Source organism: Streptomyces sp. NPDC056224, from assembly GCF_042267665.1.
Taxonomy (GTDB): domain Bacteria; phylum Actinomycetota; class Actinomycetes; order Streptomycetales; family Streptomycetaceae; genus Streptomyces.
This window is the reverse complement of the sequence record NZ_JBHJTK010000021.1, coordinates 1-21,976: the sequence shown is the minus strand read 5'-3', so window position 1 is coordinate 21,976 and position 21,976 is coordinate 1. Positions and strand designations below refer to the sequence as shown.

The following is a 21,976-nucleotide window of genomic DNA, read 5'->3' as shown; positions in this document are numbered from 1 at the left end:
GGCGCCGTACCGGGGCTCCGCCCCGCACCCCCTACGGCGCTCCGCGCCCGCGCCTCAAACGCCGGCGGGGCTGGAATCGCCCTACGGGCAATCCAACCCCAGCCAGGAAATTGAGCCCCGCCGGCGATTGAGGCGCGGGGTCCGGGGCGGAGCCCCGATCTTGAGCCTCGACGGGCACACCGCCCCCAGCCACCTCCAGCCCCGCCGGCGATTGAAGCGCGGGATCGGGGCGGGAGCGGGGCCCCTGGGCTGGGCTCCGGGGGCGGCGCCGCGCACCGGCGGCCCCGTCAGGGCTACGACAGGGGGCGCCGCATCGAGCGGTGCGCGATGCCCGCGTCCTGGAACTCCGGGCCGTAGGCCACGTATCCGAGCCGCTCGTAGAAGCCGAGGGCCTGCGTCTGTGCGCCCAGGTCCACGGCCACGAGGCCCAGCCGCCCCGCCTCCGCCTCGATCGCGCGCACGAGGGCGACACCCACGCCCAGCCCGCGCGCGGACTTCCGCACGGCCAGCCGGCCCAGCGAGCCGACCGTCAGGTCGCCCGTCTTGCCCAGCGCGCCGGCCCCGTGCAGCAGCCGCCCGGTGCCCAGCGGCACCCCGTCCGGCCGCACGGCCAGCACGTGCACCGCGTCCGCGTCGTACGCGTCGTACTCGATCGACTCCGGGACGGACTGCTCGACCACGAACACCTCGGTCCGGACCTCGAAGCAGGCCGCCATGTCGGCCTCGCCGACGGCGACCCGGACCTCGACGGGCGCGGTCACTCGCTCTCCGCCCGGATCACGTCCAGCGCGTGCTGGAGGTCGGCCGGGTAGTTGCTCTCGAACTCGACCCACCGGCCGTCCGACGGGTGCTCGAAACCGAGCCGCACCGCGTGCAGCCACTGCCGGGCCAGCCCCAGCCGCTTGGCGACGGTCGGGTCGGCGCCGTACGTCAGGTCGCCGACGCAGGGGTGCCGGTGCGCGGACATGTGCACGCGGATCTGGTGCGTACGGCCGGTCTCCAGCTTGATGTCCAGCAGCGAGGCGGCGCGGAAGGCCTCGATCAGGTCGTAGTGCGTGACGGAGGCCTTGCCCTCCTGGGTCACGGCCCACTTGTAGTCCGCGCTCGGGTGCCGGCCGATCGGCGCGTCGATCGTGCCGCTCATCGGGTCGGGGTGCCCCTGGACCAGCGCGTGGTAGCGCTTGTCGACGATCCGCTCGCGGAACTGGTTCTTCAGCGAGGTGTAGGCGCGCTCCGACTTCGCGACGGCCATCAGGCCGGACGTGCCGACGTCGAGGCGGTGCACGATGCCCTGGCGCTCCGCCGCGCCGGAGGTGGAGATCCGGTAGCCGGCGGCGGCGAGGCCGCCGATGACGGTGGTACCGGTCCAGCCGGGGCTCGGGTGGGCGGCGACGCCCACCGGCTTCATGATGACGACGATGTCGTCGTCATCATGGACGATCTCCATGCCCGGGACGGGCTCGGCGACGACCTCGACCGGCCGCGGCGGTGCCGGCATCTCGACTTCGAGCCAGGCGCCACCGTGCACGCGCTCGGACTTCCCGACGACGCTGCCGTCGACCGCCACCTTCCCCGCGGCCGCGAGTTCGGCCGCCTTCGTCCGGGAAAATCCGAACATACGGGCGATGGCGGCGTCGACGCGCTCGCCCTCGAGGCCATCGGGAACGGGCAGGGTGCGGATCTCGGGAATCGTACTCACCCGTCGAGTATGCAGGACTCGGCCGAAGAGCATTCCCGCGATCAGTCCTTGTGGACGGTCCCGTCCGGGTCCAGACCCTTGAACGACAGCAGGACGATCAGGATGCCTCCGCACACGATCGCCGAGTCGGCGAGGTTGAAGACGGCGAAGTGGGCCGGGGCGATGAAGTCGACGACCGCACCCTGGAACACGCCCGGCGAACGGAAGATCCGGTCGGTGAGGTTGCCCAGCGCGCCGCCCAGCAGCAGGCCCAGCGCGATCGCCCACGGCAGGCTGTAGAGCTTGCGGGCCAGCCGCACGATCACCACGATCACGGTGGCCGCGATGCAGGTGAAGATGATCGTGAAGGCCTCGCCGAAGCCGAAGGCGGCGCCCGGGTTGCGGATCGCCTCGAACCTCAGCAGGTCGCCGATGAGCTCGATCGGCGGCTGGTGCTCCAGCTTGGCCACGACCAGCATCTTGCTGCCGAGGTCCAGCAGGTACGCGAGCACCGCCACGACGAGCAGTGCCACGATCCGCCGATGCCCCCTGGGCTCGGCGGACTCAGGCTCGGCGTCGTCCCCGACCTCCGGCGTACCGATGATGCGCTCCGCCTCTGCCACGTGAGTCCCTCGAACTAGCTCGAACCAGGTTGAGACACGAGGGTACGACAGGGCACCCGCCGACCGCCCGTCCGAGGCCCACCGGAAGCCGCCCGGGCCCCGGACACGGGCTAGTGCCGCCGCTCCTGCTTCTGCTTGCAGTCCACGCACAGGGTGGCCCGCGGGAAGGCCTGCATCCTGGCCTTGCCGATGGGCTTCCCACAGTTCTCGCAGAGGCCGTAGGTGCCCGCCTCCAGCCGCTCCAGGGCCCGCTCGGTCTGCTCCAGCATCGAGGTGGCGTTCGCCGCGAGGGCCAGCTCGGACTCCCGGGTGATGTTCTTGGTGCCCGTGTCGGCCTGGTCGTCGCCCGCGCCGTCGCCCGAGTCCCGCATGAGGCCGGAGATGGCCACCTCCGAGGCATCGAGTTCCGCGCGCAGCCTCAGCACCTCGCTCACGAGCTCGCTGCGGGCCTCCTCGACCTCCACGGGCGTCCATGGGTCCTCCCCGGGCCGTACGGCGAGGTCGCCCGGCGCGGTGACCGCCGTGACCCTCACCTTGGGCAGCCCGCTGGTCGCGGCCGCGGCCGTCTTCCTCGCCGTACCGGTGCTCTTCTTGGCAACCACTTTCCGGACTCCCGTCTTCTTCGCGGCCTGCGCCGCCCCCTCGGCCCCGGCCGGCTTGGCCGTGGCCTGCCGCTTCGCGACGGCAGTCGTCTTCTTCACGGCGGTCGCCCCGACGGCGGCCGTCGCCTTCTTCGCGGTCGCCCCGACGGCGGCCGCCGTTTCCTTTGCGGCCGCGTTCCTGGCGGTCGCCTTCGCCGTGGCCGTGGCCGTCTTCGTCGTGGTCGCTTTCGTGGTGGTCGCCTTCTTCGTGGTCGCCTTCTTCGCCGCCGCCTTCTTCGTGGCCGCCTTCGTCGCGCTCGCTTTCGTCGTGGCCGCTTTCGTCGTGGCCGCCTTCTTCGTGGTCACCTTCCCGGCAGTCGCCCTCTCGGCCGGTGCCCCGTCGACCGCGGTCGCCTTGACGGCAGTCGCCCTCTCGGCCGGTGCCCCGTCGACCGCGGTCGCCTTGACGGCGGCCGCTCTCCCGGCCGGGGCCCTCTTCGCCGGTGCCTCGGCCGGCGCTTTGCCGGCAGTACCGGCGGTCTTCTTCGCCACCATGGCCGCGGCCCCTTCACATACTGTGATCTTTGCTCGCGAATCGTGCCGGAACGATAAATCGGCACCGGCCCCGCAGCAACGGGGCACGCATCCGGCGAGGCCAACCTGCATCCGTTGTGCCCATCAGGAAGCCCCGTAACCCGCCCCACCCGCCCCACGGGAGTCCGTACCGGCGCGTCGGCCCATTCGGGTCACGCGGGCGGCCCCGCCGCGCCCCCGCCACGCCGCGGCGCCGGGCCCCGCGCGGGCCCCCGTAAACCGGTCTGCCGAGCGCCCGCTGGGCCCGTACACTGGGCCCAGCGAGAGGCATGGATGGGGACGAGTAGCGTCGGACGCAGCCAGGAGCGACCCGGGGACGGTGAGAGCCCGGGGGCGAGCGCGATGTGAAGGATCACCCCGGAGCCGCCGGAAGAAAGCGCGCACGGACGCCCCCAGGGGTTCCGTACGGCGAGTAGAACCGGCTTCGCACCCCAATGAGGGGGCCGCCGGACCCGTCCGGAGGCCAAGGAGGGTGGTACCGCGGGAGCAGCACGTCCCTGAAGCCGGGGGCAGCCTCTCGTCCCTCCGGACGGAAGTGACACCCCGCCGGAGGAAGAGTTCAGCCTCATGACCACACCGCCGCAGTACCGCCCGGTCCCCGCCCAGGTCGACCTGCCTGCCCTCGAGCACGCCGTCCTCGACTTCTGGCGCGAGAGCAAGACCTTCGCCAAGACCCTGGAGCAGTCCGAAGGCCGCCCCGAGTGGGTCTTCTACGAGGGCCCGCCGACCGCGAACGGCATGCCCGGCGCGCACCACATCGAGGCCCGCGTCTTCAAGGACGTCTTCCCCCGGTTCCGCACCATGCGCGGCTACCACGTGGCCCGCAAGGCCGGCTGGGACTGCCACGGCCTGCCCGTCGAGCTCGCCGTCGAGAAGGAGCTCGGCTTCAACGGCAAGCAGGACATCGAGGCCTACGGCATCGCCGAGTTCAACGCCAAGTGCCGCGAGTCCGTGACCCGGCACACCGACGCGTTCACCGAGCTCACGACCCGCATGGGCTACTGGGTCGACCTGGACGACGCCTACCGGACCATGGACCCCGAGTACGTCGAGTCCGTGTGGTGGTCGCTGAAGGAGATCTTCAACAAGGGCCTGCTCACCCAGGACCACCGCGTGGCCCCCTGGTGCCCCCGCTGCGGCACCGGCCTCTCCGACCACGAGCTGGCCCAGGGCTACGAGACGGTCGTCGACCCCTCGGTCTTCGTCCGCTTCCCGCTGACCTCCGGCCCGCTGTCCGGCCAGGCCGCGCTGCTGGTCTGGACGACGACCCCGTGGACCCTGGTCTCGAACACCGCCGTCGCCGCGCACCCCGACGTCACGTACGTCGTCGCGACCAACGGCGAGGAGAAGCTGGTCGTCGCCCAGCCGCTGCTGGAGAAGGCCCTCGGCGAGGGCTGGGAGGCCACCGGAGAGTCCTTCACGGGCAAGGAGATGGAGCGCTGGACGTACGAGCGCCCCTTCGGCCTGGTCGAATTCCCGGCCCCGGCCCACTACGTCGTGAACGCCGAGTACGTCACGACCGAGGACGGTACGGGTCTGGTCCACCAGTCCCCCGCCTTCGGCGCCGACGACCTCGCGGTCTGCCGCGCCTACGGCCTGCCGGTCGTGAACCCGGTCCGCCCCGACGGCACCTTCGAGGAGGAGGTCCCGCTGGTCGGCGGCGTCTTCTTCAAGAAGGCCGACGAGAAGCTGACCGCCGACCTGGACGCCCGCGGCCTGCTCTTCAAGCACATCGCCTACGAACACAGCTACCCGCACTGCTGGCGCTGCCACACGGCCCTGCTCTACTACGCGCAGCCGTCCTGGTACATCCGCACCACCGCCGTCAAGGACGCGATGCTGCGGGAGAACGAGAAGACCAACTGGTTCCCGGACTCCGTCAAGCAGGGCCGCTTCGGCGACTGGCTGAACAACAACATCGACTGGGCGCTGTCGCGCAACCGCTACTGGGGCACCCCGCTGCCGATCTGGCGCTGCGAGGAGAACCACCTCACCTGCGTCGGCTCGCGCGCGGAGCTGAGCGAACTGTCCGGGCAGGACCAGTCCGCCCTCGACCCGCACCGCCCGTACATCGACGACGTCACCTTCACCTGCACCGCCGAGGGCTGCTCCCTGACCGCGGTCCGCGTGCCCGAGGTCATCGACGCCTGGTACGACTCGGGCTCGATGCCGTTCGCGCAGTGGGGCTACCCGTACAAGAACAAGGAGATCTTCGAGAAGCGCTACCCGGCGCAGTTCATCTCGGAGGCCATCGACCAGACGCGCGGCTGGTTCTACACGCTGATGGCGGTCGGCACCCTCGTCTTCGACAAGTCCTCCTACGAGAACGTGGTCTGCCTGGGCCACATCCTCGCCGAGGACGGCCGCAAGATGTCCAAGCACCTGGGCAACATCCTGCAGCCGATCCCGCTCATGGACCAGCACGGCGCGGACGCGGTGCGCTGGTTCATGGCGGCCGGCGGCTCCCCGTGGGCGGCCCGCCGCGTGGGCCACGGCACGATCCAGGAAGTCGTCCGCAAGACCCTCCTCACGTACTGGAACACGGTCGCCTTCCAGGCCCTGTACGCCCGTACGTCGAGCTGGGCCCCCTCCGCGGCCGACCCGGCCCCGGCGGACCGCACGGTCCTCGACCGCTGGCTGCTCTCCGAGCTCCACACCCTCGTCACCGAGGTCACGGACGCGATGGAGTCGTACGACACCCAGCGCGCCGGCAAGCTGCTCTCCTCCTTCGTGGACGACCTGTCGAACTGGTACGTCCGCCGCTCGCGCCGCCGCTTCTGGCAGGGCGATGCGGCCGCGCTGCGCACGCTGCACGACGTGGTCGAGACCGTCACCCGCCTGATGGCGCCGCTGACGCCCTTCATCACGGAGCGGGTCTGGCAGGACATGGTCGTCCCGGTCACCCCGGAGGCCCCGGAGTCGGTGCACCTGACGTCGTGGCCGGAGGCGGACGCGTCCCAGGTCGACCGGACCCTGTCCCAGCAGATGCTGCTGGTCCGCCGCCTGGTCGAGCTGGGCCGGGCGACGCGGGCCGAGTCGGGCGTGAAGACCCGCCAGCCGCTGTCGCGTGCGCTGGTGGCCGCGAGCGGCTTCTCCGCCCTCTCGCCGGAGCTGCAGGCGCAGATCACCGAGGAGCTGAACGTCTCGTCCCTGGCCTCGCTCTCCGAGGTCGGCGGGTCGCTGGTGGACACCACGGCGAAGGCCAACTTCCGGGTGCTGGGCAAGCGCTTCGGCAAGGGCGTGCAGGACGTGGCCAAGGCGGTGGCCGCGGCCGACGCGGCGGCCCTGTCGCTGGCGCTGCGCTCGGGCGAGGGCTCGGTGGAGGTGAACGGCGAGCAGGTCACCCTCACCCCGGAGGAGGTCATCATCACGGAGACCCCGCGCGAGGGCTGGTCGGTGGCGTCCGACTCGGGCGCGACGGTGGCCCTGGACCTGGAGATCACCCCGGAGCTGCGGCTGGCGGGCCTGGCCCGTGACGCGATCCGCCTGATCCAGGAGGCCCGGAAGAACTCCGGCCTCGATGTGGCCGACCGCATCGCGCTGCGCTGGACCTCCGAGTCCCCGGAGGTCGTGACGGCCCTGACGGACCACGCGGCCCTCATCGCGGACGAGGTCCTGTCCACGGACTACGCGCAGGGCCCGGCCGACGGCGCGTACGGCGACCCCTTCACGGACGAGTCCCTGTCCCTGACGTTCCGCCTCCGCAAGGCGTAACCCGGACCGAAGAGGCCCGCACCCCCCACGGGGTGCGGGCCTCTCGGCTGTCCCCCGCCCGCCCTCCGCCGCGCTCGCCGCCGGACCCCACCCCGCGACGCCCCGCGCCCCCGCCTCGAACCCCGGCGCGGCCGACACCGCGCGCCGCGCCCGGTCCAGCCCGCCGGCGTCCGAGGCGCGAGGCCCCGGACGGAGTCTGGGGCGGAGCCCGGGGGGGGCCGGCGCCTCGCGGCTCCGCACCACCGGAGGTGGCGGCGTAGCGCGGTACGAGGACCTCGCCACCTCGGACTGCGACCCCGGTAGCCGAGGGAACGGCGGCGTGCAGGCCCGTACCGATTCCGGCGCCCGTCCGGGTCGACGACGCCAAAGCGGCCCGGCTTCCCGGCCCGCGCCGCGCACAGCACGCGCCCCGGACGGAGTCTGGGGGCGGTTCTGGGCCCTCGGGGCCCCCGGACGCGGGCTCGGGGCAGTTCCGGAGCGGAGCCCCAGGTCGTCCAGCCCCGTAGCCGGTCGAAGCTCCGGGCCCCCGGACACAGCTCGGGGCAGTTCCGGGACGAAGTCCCGGGTCCACCGCACTGTCGGCGGTCGAGCCTCGGAGTCCCCCGGACGCAGGCTGGGAGCAGCTCCGGGGCGAAGACCCCGGCTCCTCCAGCCCCGCCGGCGATCGAACCTCCGAGCCCCCAGACCAGGCTCGGGGCGGTTCTGGGGGTGGAGCCCCGGGTCCACCAGCCCCGCCGGCGCTTGAGGCGCGGGGGCCGGGGCTGGAGCCCGGGGCGGCGGCGCGCCGCCCCGGGTGCCGGCGCGGGCCGCGCTACAGCGGGAGGCCCGGAGCAGGGAAGGCCGACATCAGGGCAGTGACCTCCGCGCGGACGGCGGCCAGCGCCGCCTCGTCGGACTTGGCGGCGGCGTCGACCGCCCGCGAGATCCACTCCGCCACCAGCGGCATGTGCTCGGCCCCCAGCCCCCGTGACGTCAGGGACGGCGTGCCGATCCGGATCCCCGACGGGTCGAACGGCTTGCGCGGGTCGAACGGCACCGTGTTGTAGTTCACCACGATCCCCGCCCGGTCCAGGGCCTTCGCCGCGACCTTGCCCGGCACGTCCTTGCCCGTCAGGTCGATCAGGATCAGGTGGTTGTCCGTACCGCCCGAGACCAGGTCGAAGCCCCGCTCCAGCAGCGCCGCGGCCAGCGCCTTCGCGTTGGCGACGACCGCGTGGGCGTACGAGACGAACGACGGCTGCGCCGCCTCGTGCAGCGCCACCGCGATACCGGCCGTCGTCTGGTTGTGCGGCCCGCCCTGGAGGCCGGGGAAGACGGCCTTGTCGATGGCCTTCGCGTGCTCCTCGCGGCACATCAGCATCGCGCCGCGCGGACCGCGCAGCGTCTTGTGCGTGGTCGTGGAGATCACGTCCACGTGCCCCGCCGGGGACGGGTGCGCCCCACCGGCGATCAGGCCCGCGATGTGCGCCACGTCCGCGACGAGGACCGAGCCCGCCTCCTGGGCGATCGACGCGAACGCCGCGAAGTCGATCGTGCGCGGCAGCGCGGTGCCGCCGCAGAAGATCAGCTTGGGCCGTTCCGCCAGGGCCAGGTCGCGCACCGCGTCGTAGTCGATGAGGCCGGTGTCCGCGCGGACGCCGTACTGCACGCCCCGGAACCACGACCCCGTCGCCGAGACGCCCCAGCCGTGGGTCAGGTGCCCGCCCATCGGCAGGGCCATGCCCATCACCGTGTCGCCCGGCTTCGCGAAGGCCAGGTAGACGGCCAGGTTCGCCGGGGAGCCGGAGTACGGCTGGACGTTGGCGTGGTCCACGCCGAACAGGCCCTTGGCCCGCTCGACGGCGAGGGCCTCGACGCGGTCGATGTTCTGCTGGCCCTCGTAGTAGCGGCGGCCGGGGTAGCCCTCGCTGTACTTGTTCTGCAGCACCGTGCCGGAGGCTTCGAGCACGGCGGCGGACACGTAGTTCTCACTGGGGATCAGGCGCAGGGTCTGGGCCTGCAGTGTTTCCTCCGCCGCGACGAAGGACGCCAGTTCGGGGTCGGTCGCGGAAAGGGCGGGATGGCGGCTCGCGGACACGGCGGGCTCCTCCGGGGTCGATGTGATCGGTACCCCGCGAGGCCCAGGCGAGCGGCCCTGTGTGCGGTCCAGCGCGCACGACTCCCCCGGAGTTGGTTCTCCGTACGCCAGTCGCCGTGCGTAGGGCACACCTTAGCGGGCGCGCCACGGATAAGGTTTCTCCGTCCGCTCTGCGAGCGAGGATGGACAGTGACGCCACCCTCGTCACAGGCCTGACGGACGATCGGAGACCCCGTGTCGACAACTGCTGATGCCATCCGCTCCGCCGAAGCGCACAGTGCGCACAACTACCATCCGCTGCCCGTGGTCGTCGCCACCGCGGAAGGCGCCTGGATGACCGACGTGGAGGGCCGCCGGTACCTGGACATGCTCGCCGGCTACTCGGCGCTCAACTTCGGGCACGGCAACCGCCGTCTGCTCGACGCCGCCCGCGCGCAGCTGGACCGGGTCACGCTGACCTCGCGCGCCTTCTACCACGACCGGTTCGCCGACTTCTGCACCGAGCTCGCCGCGCTGTGCGGCAAGGAGATGGTGCTGCCCATGAACACGGGCGCGGAGGCCGTGGAGACGGCCGTGAAGACCGCCCGCAAGTGGGGCTACGAGGTCAAGGGCGTACCGGACGGCCACGCGAAGATCGTGGTCGCGGCGAACAACTTCCACGGCCGCACGACGACGATCGTCTCCTTCTCCACGGACCACGAGGCGCGCGACCACTACGGCCCGTACACCCCGGGCTTCGAGATCGTCCCGTACGGCGACCTGACCGCGCTGGAGTCGGCGGTTACCGCGCACACCGTGGCCGTCCTGCTGGAGCCGATCCAGGGCGAGGCGGGGGTGCTGGTGCCGCCGGCCGGATACCTGAAGGGCGTACGGGAGCTGACGCGCGAGCGGAACGTCCTCTTCATGGCGGACGAGATCCAGTCGGGGCTGGGCCGGACCGGCAGGACCTTCGCGTGCGACCACGAGGGCGTGGTCCCCGACGTGTACGTCCTCGGCAAGGCGCTGGGCGGCGGGGTGGTGCCGGTCTCGGCCGTCGTCGCCGACCGGGACGTCCTCGGGGTGTTCCGGCCCGGCGAGCACGGGTCCACCTTCGGCGGGAACCCGCTCGCGTGCGCCGTCGGCCTGGAGGTCGTGGCGATGCTCAGGACGGGCGAGTACCAGCAGCGCGCCACCGAGCTCGGCGACCACCTGCACCGGGAGCTGAACCTGCTGGTCGGCGGGGGCGCGGTGACCGCCGTGCGCGGGCGCGGGCTGTGGGCGGGCGTGGACATCGAGCCGTCGCGCGGGACCGGACGGGAGATCTCCGAGAAGCTGATGGAGCTGGGCGTCCTGGTGAAGGACACCCACGGGTCCACGATCCGCATCGCCCCGCCGCTGGTGATCAGCAAGGAGGACCTGGACTGGGGCCTGGACCAGCTCAGGTCCCTCCTCGCCTAGCCCGCGCCCAGTCCCTGTCGTCCGCTAAAGGATCACGTGGGGCAGGAAGCGGGCGTACTCGTCCGTGACCGGCCCCGCCGATTCGCGGATGCCGAGCCCCGCCGCCTCGTCCTCGACGACCCACGCGCCGAGCACCACGCGGTTGCCGTCGAAGTCGGGCAGCGGGGCCAGGGCCTGGAAGCAGTACCGCTCCCCCTCCGCCGGTGCGAACGGCTCGCCGGTGCCGTCCGCCGGGTGGAGGGTGACTCCGGCGCCCTCGCGGCCCAGCAGCGGCTTGGCCACGTAGCCCTCGGCACCGGGCTCCGCCAGCTCGCGCGGGCCGTCGAGGTAGGCGGGCAGCAGGTTCGGGTGCTCCGGGAAGAGCTCCCACAGGATCGCCAGCAGGGCCTTGTTGGACAGCAGCATCTTCCACAGCGGTTCTATCCAGCAGGTGGTGCCGGAGCCGCCGCCGTGGTCGTACGTGCCGAGGACCTGGGGGCCGAACTCGTCGGTGGCCAGCCACTCCCACGGGTAGAGCTTGAAGCAGGAGCGGATGAAGCGCAGCTTCTCGTCCACGAACCGGCCGGACAGGCTGTCCCAGCCGATCCGCTCCACGGACAGGGCCTGGGTGTCCAGGCCGGCCTGCTCCGCGGTCTCCCGGAGGTAGGCGACCGTCATCAGGTCCTCGCCGAGCTCGTCGGTCTCGGAGTGCGCGAAGTGCAGCGGGCCCGGCGGGAGCAGCTCGTCCTGCCGGCGCCAGGCGTCGACGAGGCGCTCGTGCAGGGAGTTCCACTGGTCGGCGCCCGGGAAGCGCTCCTCCATCCAGAACCACTGCGGGCTGGCCGCCTCCACGAGGGAGGTGGGGGTGTCGGCGTTGTACTCCAGCATCTTGGCCGGGCTGCCGGTGCCGTCGTAGCGCAGGTCGAAACGGCCGTAGAGGGACGGCTGTTCGGCGCGGCGGCGCCAGGACTCGGCGATCCGCGCGGCGAGCTCCGGGTCGGTGATGCCGAGGTCGGCGAAGCGTTCGTGCTCGACGATGTGCGCGGCCGCGGCCAGGCACATGGCGTGCAGTTCCTCGACGACGTTCTCCAGCGCCTCGACCTCGGGAAGGGAGAAGGAGTAGTAGGCGCTCTCGTCCCAGTAGGGGCGCAGGGAGTCGTCGGGGTACCGGGTGAGGGGGTAGATCAGCCCCTGCTCCTCGACGGTCTTCTGCCAGTCGGGGCGGGGCTCGATGGTGTGCCGCTTCACGGGGGCGCTCAGCCGCCGCTGGAGCCGGAGCCGCTGTGGCCGCCGATGCCGCCGCGGGTGACGGCGGACTTGTCGAAGCTGCCGCCGGAGACCTTGCCGTTGCGGACGGAGCCGCCGTAGTAGTACGTGCCGCGGCTGCTACTACTGCTGCCGCCCTTGCAGTGCTTGTCGTCCAGCTTGTCCAGCGTGGTCCGGTCGACGCAGCGCCGGTCCGGCTCGTTGCTGTTGCCGCAGGCCACGAGCGTGGCCGCGAGCAGGCCCATGCCGCCGAGGACGACGGCGCCGGAGCGCATCCGGCGCTGGTTGGTGCTACTGCTGCTGTCCATGTCTGCTGCTCCCCTGATGGCGTGCTCCCGACAGACTAGAGCGGGGGCCCGGGCCGACGGAATCCGGCCGTCGTGAGATCCGTGACCTAAGGTCAGTTCGTGCTCATTGGGATGATTTGCGCGCTGGGTGCGGCAGTCTGCTTCGGCACGGCGTCCGTTCTGCAGGCCATGGCGTCGCGGGCCGTGGAGCCGGGGACGGGGTCCGGGGTGGACCCGGCGCTGATGATGCGGGCGGTCCGGCAGTGGCGATATCTGGCCGGTCTCGGCCTGGACGCGGTGGGCTTCGTACTCCAGATCATCGCGCTGCGCCACATCCCGATCTACGTGGTGGGGGCCGCGCTCGCCGCGAGCCTGGCCGTGACGGCGGTGGTCGCGGCGCGGCTGATGCGGGTGCGGCTGTCCCGGACGGAGTGGGGCGCGGTGGGGGTGGTGTGCGCCGGGCTGCTGATGCTGGGGCTGGCCTCCGGGGAGGAGGGCTCGGGCGAGGGGTCGCTCGCGCTGAAACTGGGGCTGCTGGCCGTGGCGGGGCTGGTGCTGCTGGTCGGGGCGGTCGCGGGCCGGCTCCCGGACGGGCCTCGGGCGCTGGTGCTGGGTCTGGCCGCGGGGACAGGCTTCGGCGTGGTGGAGGTGGCGGTCAGGCTGATCGACGGCTTCTCGCCGGCCGAGCTGCGCAATCCCGCCCTGTACGCGCTCCTGCTGGGCGGGGGCGCGGCGTTCCTGCTGCTCACCTCCGCCCTCCAGCGCGGCTCGGTGACGGTGGCGACGGCCGGCCTGGTCCTCGGCGAGACGATCGGGCCGGCGGTGGTGGGGGTGGTCTGGCTCGGCGACCGTCCCCGGGAGGGCCTGGCCTGGCTGGCGGTGACGGGCTTCGTGGTGGCGGTGGCGGGAGCCCTTGCCCTGGCCCGCTTCGGAGAGCCACCGGAGCCCGCGCCGGAGCCGGCGACTCGTCCCGCGTGATCACCGGCCTCTTCGGCCGCTCCGCCCGGGGCCGACCCGCCCGCGGCACGCCGGAGACACCGAAGACACCTGAAACACCGGAGACACCGGAGACACCGGCCACCGCCCGCGCGGCGACCGGGGCTCCGGTGGGGGTCGTGGCTACGGGAGGGCAGCCGACAGGGCCGCCAGGGCCGGGGCCCACGCACTGTCCGACGGGGTTCCGTAGCCGACGACCAGCGCGTCGCGCGGCGGGAGCACCGCCTGCGGGTGGCGGAAGCCGGACAGGCCGTCCAGGGCCAGGTCCTGCCAGGCCGCCGACTGGAGCACCGCGCGCTCCGTCCCCGCCGGGAGGTCGAGGACCGCGTGCAGGCCCGCCGCGATCCCGCAGACGCCGACCCGGCCGGCCACCGCCGCCACCAGTTCGTCCCGGCGGCGCCGGTACCGCAGGCGCATGCCGCGCACGTGGCGGTCGTACGCCCCGGAGGTGATGAACTCCGCCAGCGTCAGCTGGTCCAGCGCGCTGGAGGTCCAGTCGCTGATGCCCTTGACGGCCAGGACCTCGTCCACCAGCCCCGGCGGGACCACCAGCCAGCCCATGCGCAGCCCCGGCGCCATCGACTTGCTGGCCGTGCCGAGGTACACCACCCGGTCCGGGTCCAGCCCCTGCAGGGCGCCGACCGGCTGGCGGTCGTAGCGGAACTCCCCGTCGTAGTCGTCCTCCAGGATCAGCCCGCCGGTGGTGCGGGCCCAGTCCACCGCCGCCGCCCTGCGGGCCGGGGTCAGGGCGGCCCCCGTCGGGAACTGGTGCGCCGGGGTCAGCAGCACCGCGCCGGGCCCCGCACCCAGTTCCCCCGTACGGGCCCCTTCCCCGTCCACGCCCAGCGGCCGCGTCCGCAGCCCGGCCCGCGTGAGCAGGTTCCGGTGGATGTCCAGGCCGTACCCCTCCACCGCCACCTCCCGTACCCGCCGCGCCCGCAACACCCGTGCCAGCAGGGTGATCCCGTGCGCGAAGCCGGCGCACAGCACGATCCGGTCCGGGTGCGCGTACACCCCGCGCGCCCGCGCCAGGTACCCGGTCAGCGCCTCGCGCAGCTCGGGCCGGCCGCGGCCGTCGCTCCCGTACCCGAAGGCCTCGTTCGGGGCGGCCGTCAGCGCCCGCCGGGCCGCCGACAGCCAGGCCGCCCGCGGGAAGGCGCCGACGTCCGGGGAGCCCGGCCGCAGGCTGTACGAGGGCCCCCGGCGCGCGGGTCGCCGTACGGGGGCGGCCGCGGCGGGGACCCGGCGCGGCCGGGCCCGTTCCGCGACCCGGGTGCCGGAGCCCTGGCGGGCCGTCAGCCAGCCCTCGGCGACGAGCTCGGCGTAGGCCTCGGCGACGGTGTTCCGGGCGATCCCCAGGTCGACGGCGAGCGAGCGGGAGGACGGCAGCCGGGTCCCGGCGGCCAGCCGGCCGCTGCGCGCGGCCTCGCGCAGCGCCTCGACGAGCCCGGCCCGCAGCCCGTGTCCGGCGGCGAGGTCCAGATGCAGGTCGGCACCGAAAGTGGCCCAGGATTCCGTCATGGATATGGACCATATCGGTGGGCCGTCCGCCTCCTACGGTTGATCACATGACGCACGCACACGAGCACACGCCCCGTATGAACATGGCGAAGGTCGCCCCCGAGGTCTACAAGGCGGTCCTGGCACTGGAGATCGCCGCCAAGAGGGGGCTGGACCCGGCCCTGGTCGAACTCGTCAAGATCCGGGCCTCGCAGCTCAACCAGTGCGCCTTCTGTCTGGACATGCACTCCAAGGACGCGATCGCGGCCGGCGAGAGCGTCGAGCGGATCGTGCAGCTCACCGCGTGGGAGGAGTCGCGGCACTTCTACACCGAGAAGGAGCTCGCCGCGATCGAGTTCACCGAGGCGGTCACCGTCCTGACCGGGGGCACCTCCCGGACGAAGTCTGGGGGAGGCTGCGTGCCCGACGAGGTGTACGAGAAGGCCGCGAAGCAGTTCGAGGAGCGCGAGCTGGCCCAGCTGATCGCCGTCATCTCGACGATCAACGTCTGGAACCGCATCGGCGTCACCACCCGTATGGTTCCCGGGCATTACACGCCCGGCATGTACGCCAAGGTCTGATCAGACCGGCCGGAAGGACTGGACGACCGCCGTGAGGTGCGCGCGGACCGGCGACAGGTCGCCGTCGGGGCCGGTGACCATGATCACCCACCGGCTGCGGTCGGCGGCGACGAGGAGACGTTCGACCGCGCGGCCGGGCGGGGCGGACGAGGCCGGATCGGCGTACTCGAAGACCAGCTCGCAGCCGGAACCGTCCACGGGGGCGCGGGAGATCTCCCGGTAGCCGGGTCTCGCGGCCAGCTCCTTCGTGGAGTCAACGAGCACCTCGCAGGCCGTCATGGCGTCCTGGGTGGCCCGGAAGACCTGGAGCAGCGCGCTGCCGTCGCCCGACCGGTACACCGTGCCGGCGCCCGGGTCGCTGCGGTCGGCCCACCAGCCCGAGGGAACCGCGGCCGAGAAGCCGGCCGCCGTCTCGCGCACCCACGCGTATCCGGGCGGCACGGTGGACGGGGCCGAGGTGGAAGCCGGCCCGGCGGTGGCGGTCGGGGTCCCGGTGCCGGAGGCGCCCGGGCCGCCCTGACCGGAGCCGGGGCCCTGGTGGCCCAGGTACAGCCACCCGGCCACGGCGGCCGCGCATGCCAGGGCCACGCCGAGGGTCACCGCCACCGGGGTCCGTCGGCGCCACGCGGGGGGCTGCGCCGCCGGGCCCTGCGCGGGCCACCCGGGGGCGGACGGGAGCCCCGGCGGGTACCCGGGCGGGGCCGGCGGCCACTGCGCCGGGCCGGGAGCAGGGCTCGGGGCTTGGTCCGGCGCTTGGCCCGGGGCCGGGCTCGGCGCTTGGCCCGGGGCCGGGCTCGGCCGGGCCTGTTCCGTCGGCCCGGTCCGCTCCGCCGGCTCCGCCGGCCCGGTCCGCTCCCACCGCTGCGACCGCGGATTCCAGCGGACGCCACCCTCCCCCGTGGCCACGCTCAGCCTCCCAGCGACGTCAGCAGGGCGGCCAGGGCGGTCGCCGCGCTCACGGAGTCCACCAGCGGGGCCCACCGCTCCAGCGCCCCGCGCAGCCTGGCCGGCAGACCGGGGCGGACCTCCCCGCCCGCCTCCAGCTCCTCCGCCACCTCGTCCAGTTCGCCGTCCAGTGCCGCCCGTTCGGGGCTGCGGGGCAGCCGTACGAGGGCCGCGCGCAGCTCCCGTACGGCCTCCAGGAGTTCCTCGGCGCCGGGCGCCGCGGCCTCCGTACCGCCGTGGTGGACGATGCTGTTGGTGTTGTGGGTGCCGCCGATGCTGAAGCTGCTGCCGTGGACGTCGCCGATCCGCACCGCCGGCTGTTCTCCGCCGCTAGCTGCCACCGTTCCTCCTCCTGCCCGAGCCCGTGCGCTTGTCCTTGCCCTTGTCCGGGTCCGAGCCCTGGCGGGTGACGTGGTTGTGGCTCTCGCCGCCGATCCCGAAGGCGCTGTCGCGCACCGACTGGATGAAGACCGCGCCCTCGGCGACGTTGACCGCCCGCTCCGCGAACTCCTCGGTGTGCCACCCCGCCTCGTGCAGCGCCAGGGTCACCCCGCCGACGATCCGGTCCTGGACCGTCTTCAGGTACCGGTCCAGGTCCATCAGCTGGAACAGCGAGGCGTCGCTCTGCGCCGCGAGTTCACGCACGGACACGGCCGGTCCGGCCGGGATCGCCACGCCGTGCCCCGCGGTGGCCATCCGCCACAGGGTGCGCAGCGCGCGCACCAGGGTGAGCAGCGCCGGACCGAGCGCGCCCGCGCCGTTCACGACCGCCCAGACCACCTTGGCGAAGGTGGTGTTGCGCCGCTGCCGCTGGGCGGTGTCGTCGGCCCGCTGGAAGTCCGGCCGGACGGGCAGCAGCACGTGCGGCGCCACTTCCAGCATCAGCATGCCGCCCTGCGTGTGGACGCGTATGAAGACGGTGACGACGAGGTTCTCGTCCCAGCCGCCGATCCGTACGCGCAGGAAGTGGCGGCGGCGCTCGCCGCCCTCCTCGACGGCGGCGGCGCGGTGCTCGGCGAACGCCTCCGCCGACAGGTCCAGGGAGTCGACGTGGGGCAGCCCGTCGGCCGGCAGGAACACGCACTCGTCGATGACCAGTTCGCGCAGCCGGTCCAGCACGGAGGCCTCCGCCTCCGGGGAGCCGTGCGGCGAAGGGATGCGCAGGGCCTCCAGCCGTGGCCGGATCCGGTCCACGATCTGCGCGTTGTCCAGCTCGTCCGCCTCGCCGTCTCCGCGCGGGCGCAGTTCGACGGACAGCTGCCACGGCAGGTGTGCCCGGCCCGCGCCGCAGAACGGATTGTCCACGTCGTACAGGACCAGGGGCGCGTGCTGGATCCGCTGGATCCGGGCACGGGCCCGCCCGAACCGCCGGCCCGTCACCACCAGGTCCCCCGCCCCGGCGGCGTACGCCTGCCGGTCGAGCGTGAGGTGCAGGACGCGGGCGACGTAGCCGCGCTGCAGCCCGGCGACGGTCGTGAGCAGCAGGAAGACGAGTACGGCGACCCACGAATAGGCCTCCCCGTGGTAGCGGCCCATCCGCGGCCACTCCAGGAAGATGCCGAGCGGGTCCCGCGCGATCACCTGGCCGAGGTACGGGAAGAAGTAATCCGCCTGCGAGAAGCGCAGTGGGCTCACGCGGCCGTCGGCGAACCCGGCGGCCACCCCCCACAGGACGTTGCCGAGCATCCAGACGGCGTACCCGCGCAGGACGTACTCGACGATCCGGCTGCCGCGGCCGGTCCGGTCGCGGTACCGCCTGATCTGCCCGGCGCCGCTGAGCAGGAGCGCGGGGACGATGAGGAAGACGATGGAGGTCTGGAGCAGCAGCAGCCCCAGGACCCAGACCGCCACCACCGCCGCCGCCCACGCCATTTCGATGCGCCGGGCCCGCAGGGCGTGGGCGAGGACGCGAGCGGCGTCGAATCCGTAGGAGGGCGCGGTGAAGCGCTCCTCGTGGACGTACAGCTCGTCGATCACCCGTTCGCGGTACGCGGCGTCGAGATAGACACCGGCGCACAGCAGCCGTCCGGCCTCCGTCTGCGACGGGCTCACGGGCGCCCTGACGTCCGGTCTTCCGCTCACCGAATCCCCCTCCGGTGTGAGGAGGCACAACGTACGGGGCCCAGGGGATCCAGGACAGGGCGGATCACGCCAAAAGGCCCCGGCGCGCTGGGCGCCGGGGCCTTTCTCAAGCGGTGGAGCGGGGATCAGATGAGGCCGAGCTCACGGACCGCGTCGCGCTCCTCGACGAGCTCCTGCACGGAGGCGTCGATGCGGGCGCGGGAGAACTCGTTGATGTCCAGGCCCTGGACGATCTCGTACTTGCCGTCCTTGGTGGTGACGGGGAAGGAGGAGATGATGCCCTCGGGGACGCCGTAGGAGCCGTCCGACGGGATGCCCATCGAGGTCCAGTCGCCCGCGGCGGTGCCGTTGACCCAGGTGTGCACGTGGTCGATGGCGGCGTTGGCGGCCGACGCGGCCGAGGACGCGCCACGGGCCTCGATGATCGCGGCGCCGCGCTTGGCGACGGTCGGGATGAAGGTTTTGGCGAGCCACAGCTCGTCGCTGACGACCTCGGCGGCGTTCTTGCCGGCGATCTCCGCGTGGAAGATGTCCGGGTACTGGGTGGCCGAGTGGTTGCCCCAGATGGTCAGGCGCTTGATGTCGGAGACGTCGGCGCCGGCCTTCTGCGCGAGCTGCGAGATGGCGCGGTTGTGGTCCAGGCGGGTCATCGCGGTGAAGCGCTCGGCCGGTACGTCCGGGGCGGCGGCCTGCGCGATGAGCGCGTTGGTGTTGGCCGGGTTGCCCACGACCAGGACCTTGATGTCGTCCGCGGCGTGGTCGTTGATGGCCTTGCCCTGCGGCTTGAAGATGCCGCCGTTGGCGGAGAGCAGGTCGCCGCGCTCCATGCCCTTGGTACGCGGGCGGGCGCCAACGAGCAGCGCGACGTTCGCACCCTCGAAGCCCTGGTTCGGGTCGTCGAAGATGTCGATGCCCTTGAGCAGCGGGAAGGCGCAGTCGTCGAGCTCCATGGCGGTGCCCTCGGCGGCCTTCATGCCCTGGGGGATCTCCAGAAGACGGAGCTTGACCGGCACGTCCGCGCCGAGCAGGTGGCCGGACGCGATGCGGAAGAGCAGCGCGTAGCCGATCTGGCCTGCGGCGCCGGTGACGGTGACATTCACGGGAGTGCGGGTCATGGCCTTCTCCGTTAGACAGCTGGCGGTCGGGGCGTCCGCCCCATGTGCTGGAGGACGCCGCTCCCCAGTAAATCTTGACGTGAAGAGACATCCGCCGTCAGGCTATCGGACCCCGGGGCGGCCGGTCTCCATGGGGGCTGGTCCACCAGGTGGATCCGGCCGGGTTCCGGCCACCCCGCCGGTCGGCGGAGGGCCCACGGAGGTCCGCGGACGGCCCGCGGACGGCCCCGGACGGCCCGCGCGAAATCAGCGCGAGGTCAGCACGAGGTCAGCGCACGGTGAAGCGGACCGCCGTCTCCAGGAACGGGACCTCCAGCCACGGCTTGCCGGGCGGGCTGGGCTGCATCACCAGCGCGAGCAGCGTGATCGCCACGCCCAGGACCCCGTACGTGACCATGTCCGTGAACCGGGAGCGCACCGCGAGCATGCCCACCGAGGGCAGTACGCGCCGCAGCACCGAGGCCGCGATCAGGGCCAGGCCGATGACCAGGCAGCCGACCCGCGGATGCCCTGTCGCCGTGGCCAGCAGCCCCGCCGCGGTCGCGGTGAGCACGCTGAGCATCGGCCACTGACGGGCGGACGTGGACACGGCCCCGGGGACGGCACGGCCGCTGCCCTCGGGGCGGGCGGTGTCCCGGGTGACGGACGGGAAGCGGCGGGACCTGGATGTTTCGGCCGTCGCGGCGCTCTCGTCGGCCTGCTCGCCCCGCTCAGCCCGCTCGCCCCGCTCAGCCCGCTCAGCCCGCACTGCTGCTCCGCTCCGCCGCCTCGACGACATTGACGAGCAACTGGGCCCGGGTCATCGGGCCGACACCGCCCGGGTTCGGGGAGATCCAGCCGGCCACCTCGGCGACACCGGGGTGCACGTCGCCGACGATCTTGCCGCTCCCGTCGCGGCTGACGCCCACGTCGAGCACGGCCGCGCCCGGCTTCACGTCCTCCGGCTTGACCAGGTGCGGGACGCCGGCCGCGGCCACGATGATGTCCGCCTGGCGCAGCAGCCCCGAGAGGTCGCGGGTACCGGTGTGGCAGAGCGTCACGGTGGCGTTCTCGGACTTGCGGGTCAGCAGCAGGCCGATCGAGCGCCCGACGGTGATGCCGCGGCCGAGGACGACGACGTGCGCCCCGTTGATCCCGACGCCGTGGTGGCGCAGCAGTTCGACGATCCCGTACGGGGTGCAGGGCAGCGGGCCCGGCTCGTTCAGGACCAGCCGGCCGAGCGACATGGGGTGCAGGCCGTCGGCGTCCTTCAACGGGTCCATCAGCTCCAGGACCCGGTTGGTGTCGATGCCCTTGGGGAGCGGCAGTTGGACGATGTAGCCCGTGCACTGCGGATTGGCGTTGAGCTCCCGCACGACCTCCTCGATGTCCTCCTGGGAGGCCGTCCCGGGCAGTTCGCGCTGGATGGAGGCGATGCCGACCTCGGCGCAGTCCTTGTGCTTGCCGTTGACGTACCAGCGGCTGCCCGGATCGTCACCGACCAGCAGGGTGCCGAGGCCGGGGGTGATGCCCCGGGCCTTCAGGGCCGCCACACGGGCGGTCAGTTCGGACTTGATCGCGGCTGCCGTGGCCTTGCCATCGAGAATCTGGGCGGTCATGTACCCATCCTCCCGGATGGAGTGCCCCCGGTTCCAGTCAAGGCGTTCACGGACGCGCGCGGTTCGACGCACTTGCGCAACGATTCCCCCACCGCGCGGGAACCGGCTGGACAAGTTCAGTCGTCTCGGACGACGATGACCGGAAAAGAGTGCCGCGGGCAGTGCCGGGGGGCGGACGGTAGAACAAAGCTTTCCTCCGCGCGTGCCGTGCGTCCCCGCACTTCCACGGAGGAACACCCCAGATGAGCTTCGGCGACCCGAACAACCCGTACGGACAGCAGCCCCAGGCCCCGCAGGGCCAGCCGGGCTACGGCTACCCGCAGCAGGCACCCCAGGGCGTCCCGCCGCAGGGCGGCTACGCCTACCCGCAGCAGCAGGCCCCGCAGGGCTACCCGGGCTACCCCGGCGGCCCCGGCGGCTACCCGGGCATGCCGATGGAGATGCCGGGTCTGGTCAAGACCGCCCGAGTCCTCCTCTTCGTCGTCGGCGGCCTGCAGCTCATCATCGGCCTGGTCGCGCTGCTCGGCGGCGCCGCGCTGTCCTCCACGGACACCGGCACCGCCGGCACCGTGGCCGGCGGCGTGGTGATCGCCCTCGGCCTCTTCCTGATCGCCATCGGCGTGCTGGCCATCGTCCTCGGCGCCAAGTTCGCCAAGGGCGGCAACGGCGTGCGCATCACGACGATCGTCTACGCCTCGCTGTCCATCCTCGGCAGCTTCTTCAACTTCGCCAACACCTCCGCCAACGGCGGCCAGGGTGCCGCCGGCGGTGTCATCAGCCTGGCCATCGGCGCCCTGATCCTCGCCGCGATGGTCACCGCCCCCGGCGCCGCCTGGTTCAAGCGCCCGCGCTTCTGATCCTCGTACGACGGCACGACACGCCGACGCATACGGCGAAGGCCGCGACCCGCAGCAGTGCGGGTC

The 21,976-nt window shown here is 72.8% G+C and carries 20 protein-coding genes and 1 riboswitch; of the genes, 6 read left to right on the top strand and 14 right to left on the bottom strand.

Annotation, left to right across the window (positions count from 1 at the left end):
* Window positions 1-293: 293 nt before the first annotated feature.
* The 4 genes from ACFCZ1_RS23095 to ACFCZ1_RS23080 form a co-directional block, all read right to left on the bottom strand.
* Entirely contained in the window at window positions 294-716 is a 423-nt protein-coding gene (locus ACFCZ1_RS23095) for a GNAT family N-acetyltransferase (protein ID WP_376680247.1), read from the bottom strand.
* 41 nt (window positions 717-757) lie between these two features.
* Window positions 758-1,699 (bottom strand): RluA family pseudouridine synthase, encoded by a 942-nt coding sequence (locus ACFCZ1_RS23090; RefSeq protein ID WP_376680161.1) that lies wholly within the window; start codon window positions 1,697-1,699, stop codon window positions 758-760.
* A 41-nt stretch (window positions 1,700-1,740) separates the two neighbouring features.
* Window positions 1,741-2,301: a signal peptidase II gene (gene lspA / locus ACFCZ1_RS23085; protein WP_376680160.1), complete on the bottom strand. Its 561-nt coding sequence runs from the start codon at window positions 2,299-2,301 to the stop codon at window positions 1,741-1,743.
* 110 nt (window positions 2,302-2,411) lie between these two features.
* Entirely contained in the window at window positions 2,412-2,903 is a 492-nt protein-coding gene (locus ACFCZ1_RS23080; protein ID WP_376680159.1) for a TraR/DksA family transcriptional regulator, read from the bottom strand.
* Between ACFCZ1_RS23080 and ACFCZ1_RS23075 the strand changes: the two genes are divergently transcribed.
* The gene (locus ACFCZ1_RS23075; RefSeq protein ID WP_376680158.1) at window positions 2,893-3,576 is read left to right on the top strand and encodes a hypothetical protein; all 684 of its coding nucleotides are present in this window, start codon (window positions 2,893-2,895) and stop codon (window positions 3,574-3,576) included. The two genes, ACFCZ1_RS23080 and ACFCZ1_RS23075, sit on opposite strands and share 11 nt — an antisense overlap.
* Before the next feature lie 467 nt (window positions 3,577-4,043).
* Window positions 4,044-7,190, top strand: a complete 3,147-nt coding sequence (gene ileS, locus ACFCZ1_RS23070; protein WP_376680157.1) for an isoleucine--tRNA ligase — start codon at window positions 4,044-4,046, stop codon at window positions 7,188-7,190.
* An 811-nt stretch (window positions 7,191-8,001) separates the two neighbouring features.
* On the opposite strand, the gene glyA is transcribed toward ileS, so the two are convergent.
* The gene (gene glyA, locus ACFCZ1_RS23065) at window positions 8,002-9,267 is read right to left on the bottom strand and encodes a serine hydroxymethyltransferase (protein WP_376680156.1); all 1,266 of its coding nucleotides are present in this window, start codon (window positions 9,265-9,267) and stop codon (window positions 8,002-8,004) included.
* Between the two features lie 34 nt (window positions 9,268-9,301).
* A riboswitch (ZMP/ZTP riboswitch) is annotated at window positions 9,302-9,392 on the bottom strand.
* A 109-nt stretch (window positions 9,393-9,501) separates the two neighbouring features.
* Here glyA and rocD point away from each other — a divergent pair.
* On the top strand, window positions 9,502-10,704 hold the full coding sequence (rocD, locus tag ACFCZ1_RS23060; RefSeq protein WP_376680155.1) for an ornithine--oxo-acid transaminase: 1,203 nt from the start codon (window positions 9,502-9,504) through the stop codon (window positions 10,702-10,704).
* A 24-nt stretch (window positions 10,705-10,728) separates the two neighbouring features.
* Here the strand turns inward: rocD and ACFCZ1_RS23055 are convergent, their stop codons facing one another.
* Window positions 10,729-11,931 (bottom strand): glutathionylspermidine synthase family protein, encoded by a 1,203-nt coding sequence (locus ACFCZ1_RS23055; protein ID WP_376680154.1) that lies wholly within the window; start codon window positions 11,929-11,931, stop codon window positions 10,729-10,731.
* A gap of 8 nt (window positions 11,932-11,939) precedes the next feature.
* Window positions 11,940-12,257, bottom strand: a complete 318-nt coding sequence (locus ACFCZ1_RS23050; protein WP_376680153.1) for a hypothetical protein — start codon at window positions 12,255-12,257, stop codon at window positions 11,940-11,942.
* A gap of 111 nt (window positions 12,258-12,368) precedes the next feature.
* Between ACFCZ1_RS23050 and ACFCZ1_RS23045 the strand changes: the two genes are divergently transcribed.
* Complete coding sequence (locus ACFCZ1_RS23045; protein ID WP_376680246.1) at window positions 12,369-13,214, top strand: hypothetical protein; 846 nt, start codon at window positions 12,369-12,371, stop codon at window positions 13,212-13,214.
* Window positions 13,215-13,355: 141 nt separating this feature from the next.
* Here ACFCZ1_RS23045 and ACFCZ1_RS23040 read toward each other — a convergent pair whose 3' ends face one another.
* On the bottom strand, window positions 13,356-14,753 hold the full coding sequence (locus ACFCZ1_RS23040; protein WP_376680152.1) for a PLP-dependent aminotransferase family protein: 1,398 nt from the start codon (window positions 14,751-14,753) through the stop codon (window positions 13,356-13,358).
* A 47-nt stretch (window positions 14,754-14,800) separates the two neighbouring features.
* On the opposite strand from ACFCZ1_RS23040, the gene ACFCZ1_RS23035 reads away from it, so the two are divergent.
* The gene (locus ACFCZ1_RS23035; protein WP_376680151.1) at window positions 14,801-15,313 is read left to right on the top strand and encodes a carboxymuconolactone decarboxylase family protein; all 513 of its coding nucleotides are present in this window, start codon (window positions 14,801-14,803) and stop codon (window positions 15,311-15,313) included.
* On the opposite strand, the gene ACFCZ1_RS23030 is transcribed toward ACFCZ1_RS23035, so the two are convergent.
* From ACFCZ1_RS23030 to ACFCZ1_RS23005, 6 genes are all read right to left on the bottom strand, one after another.
* Window positions 15,314-15,913 (bottom strand): hypothetical protein, encoded by a 600-nt coding sequence (locus ACFCZ1_RS23030; protein ID WP_376680150.1) that lies wholly within the window; start codon window positions 15,911-15,913, stop codon window positions 15,314-15,316.
* Window positions 15,914-16,221: 308 nt separating this feature from the next.
* Window positions 16,222-16,599: a hypothetical protein gene (locus ACFCZ1_RS23025; protein ID WP_376680149.1), complete on the bottom strand. Its 378-nt coding sequence runs from the start codon at window positions 16,597-16,599 to the stop codon at window positions 16,222-16,224.
* Window positions 16,589-18,340: a hypothetical protein gene (locus ACFCZ1_RS23020; protein WP_376680148.1), complete on the bottom strand. Its 1,752-nt coding sequence runs from the start codon at window positions 18,338-18,340 to the stop codon at window positions 16,589-16,591. The genes ACFCZ1_RS23025 and ACFCZ1_RS23020 overlap by 11 nt, the downstream gene beginning before the upstream one ends.
* 125 nt (window positions 18,341-18,465) lie before the next feature.
* Window positions 18,466-19,455 carry a malate dehydrogenase gene (locus ACFCZ1_RS23015; protein WP_376680147.1) on the bottom strand — a complete coding sequence of 330 codons (990 nt, stop codon included), beginning with the start codon at window positions 19,453-19,455 and terminating at the stop codon, window positions 18,466-18,468.
* Between the two features lie 268 nt (window positions 19,456-19,723).
* Window positions 19,724-20,203, bottom strand: coding sequence for a DUF3017 domain-containing protein (locus tag ACFCZ1_RS23010; protein WP_376680146.1), 480 nt, complete (start codon window positions 20,201-20,203; stop codon window positions 19,724-19,726).
* Window positions 20,193-21,053, bottom strand: a complete 861-nt coding sequence (locus tag ACFCZ1_RS23005; RefSeq protein WP_376680145.1) for a bifunctional methylenetetrahydrofolate dehydrogenase/methenyltetrahydrofolate cyclohydrolase — start codon at window positions 21,051-21,053, stop codon at window positions 20,193-20,195. Before ACFCZ1_RS23005 ends, ACFCZ1_RS23010 begins: the two co-directional genes overlap by 11 nt.
* Window positions 21,054-21,295: 242 nt before the next feature.
* Between ACFCZ1_RS23005 and ACFCZ1_RS23000 the strand changes: the two genes are divergently transcribed.
* Window positions 21,296-21,910, top strand: coding sequence for a hypothetical protein (locus ACFCZ1_RS23000; protein ID WP_376680144.1), 615 nt, complete (start codon window positions 21,296-21,298; stop codon window positions 21,908-21,910).
* The last annotated feature ends 66 nt before the right edge of the window (window positions 21,911-21,976 follow it).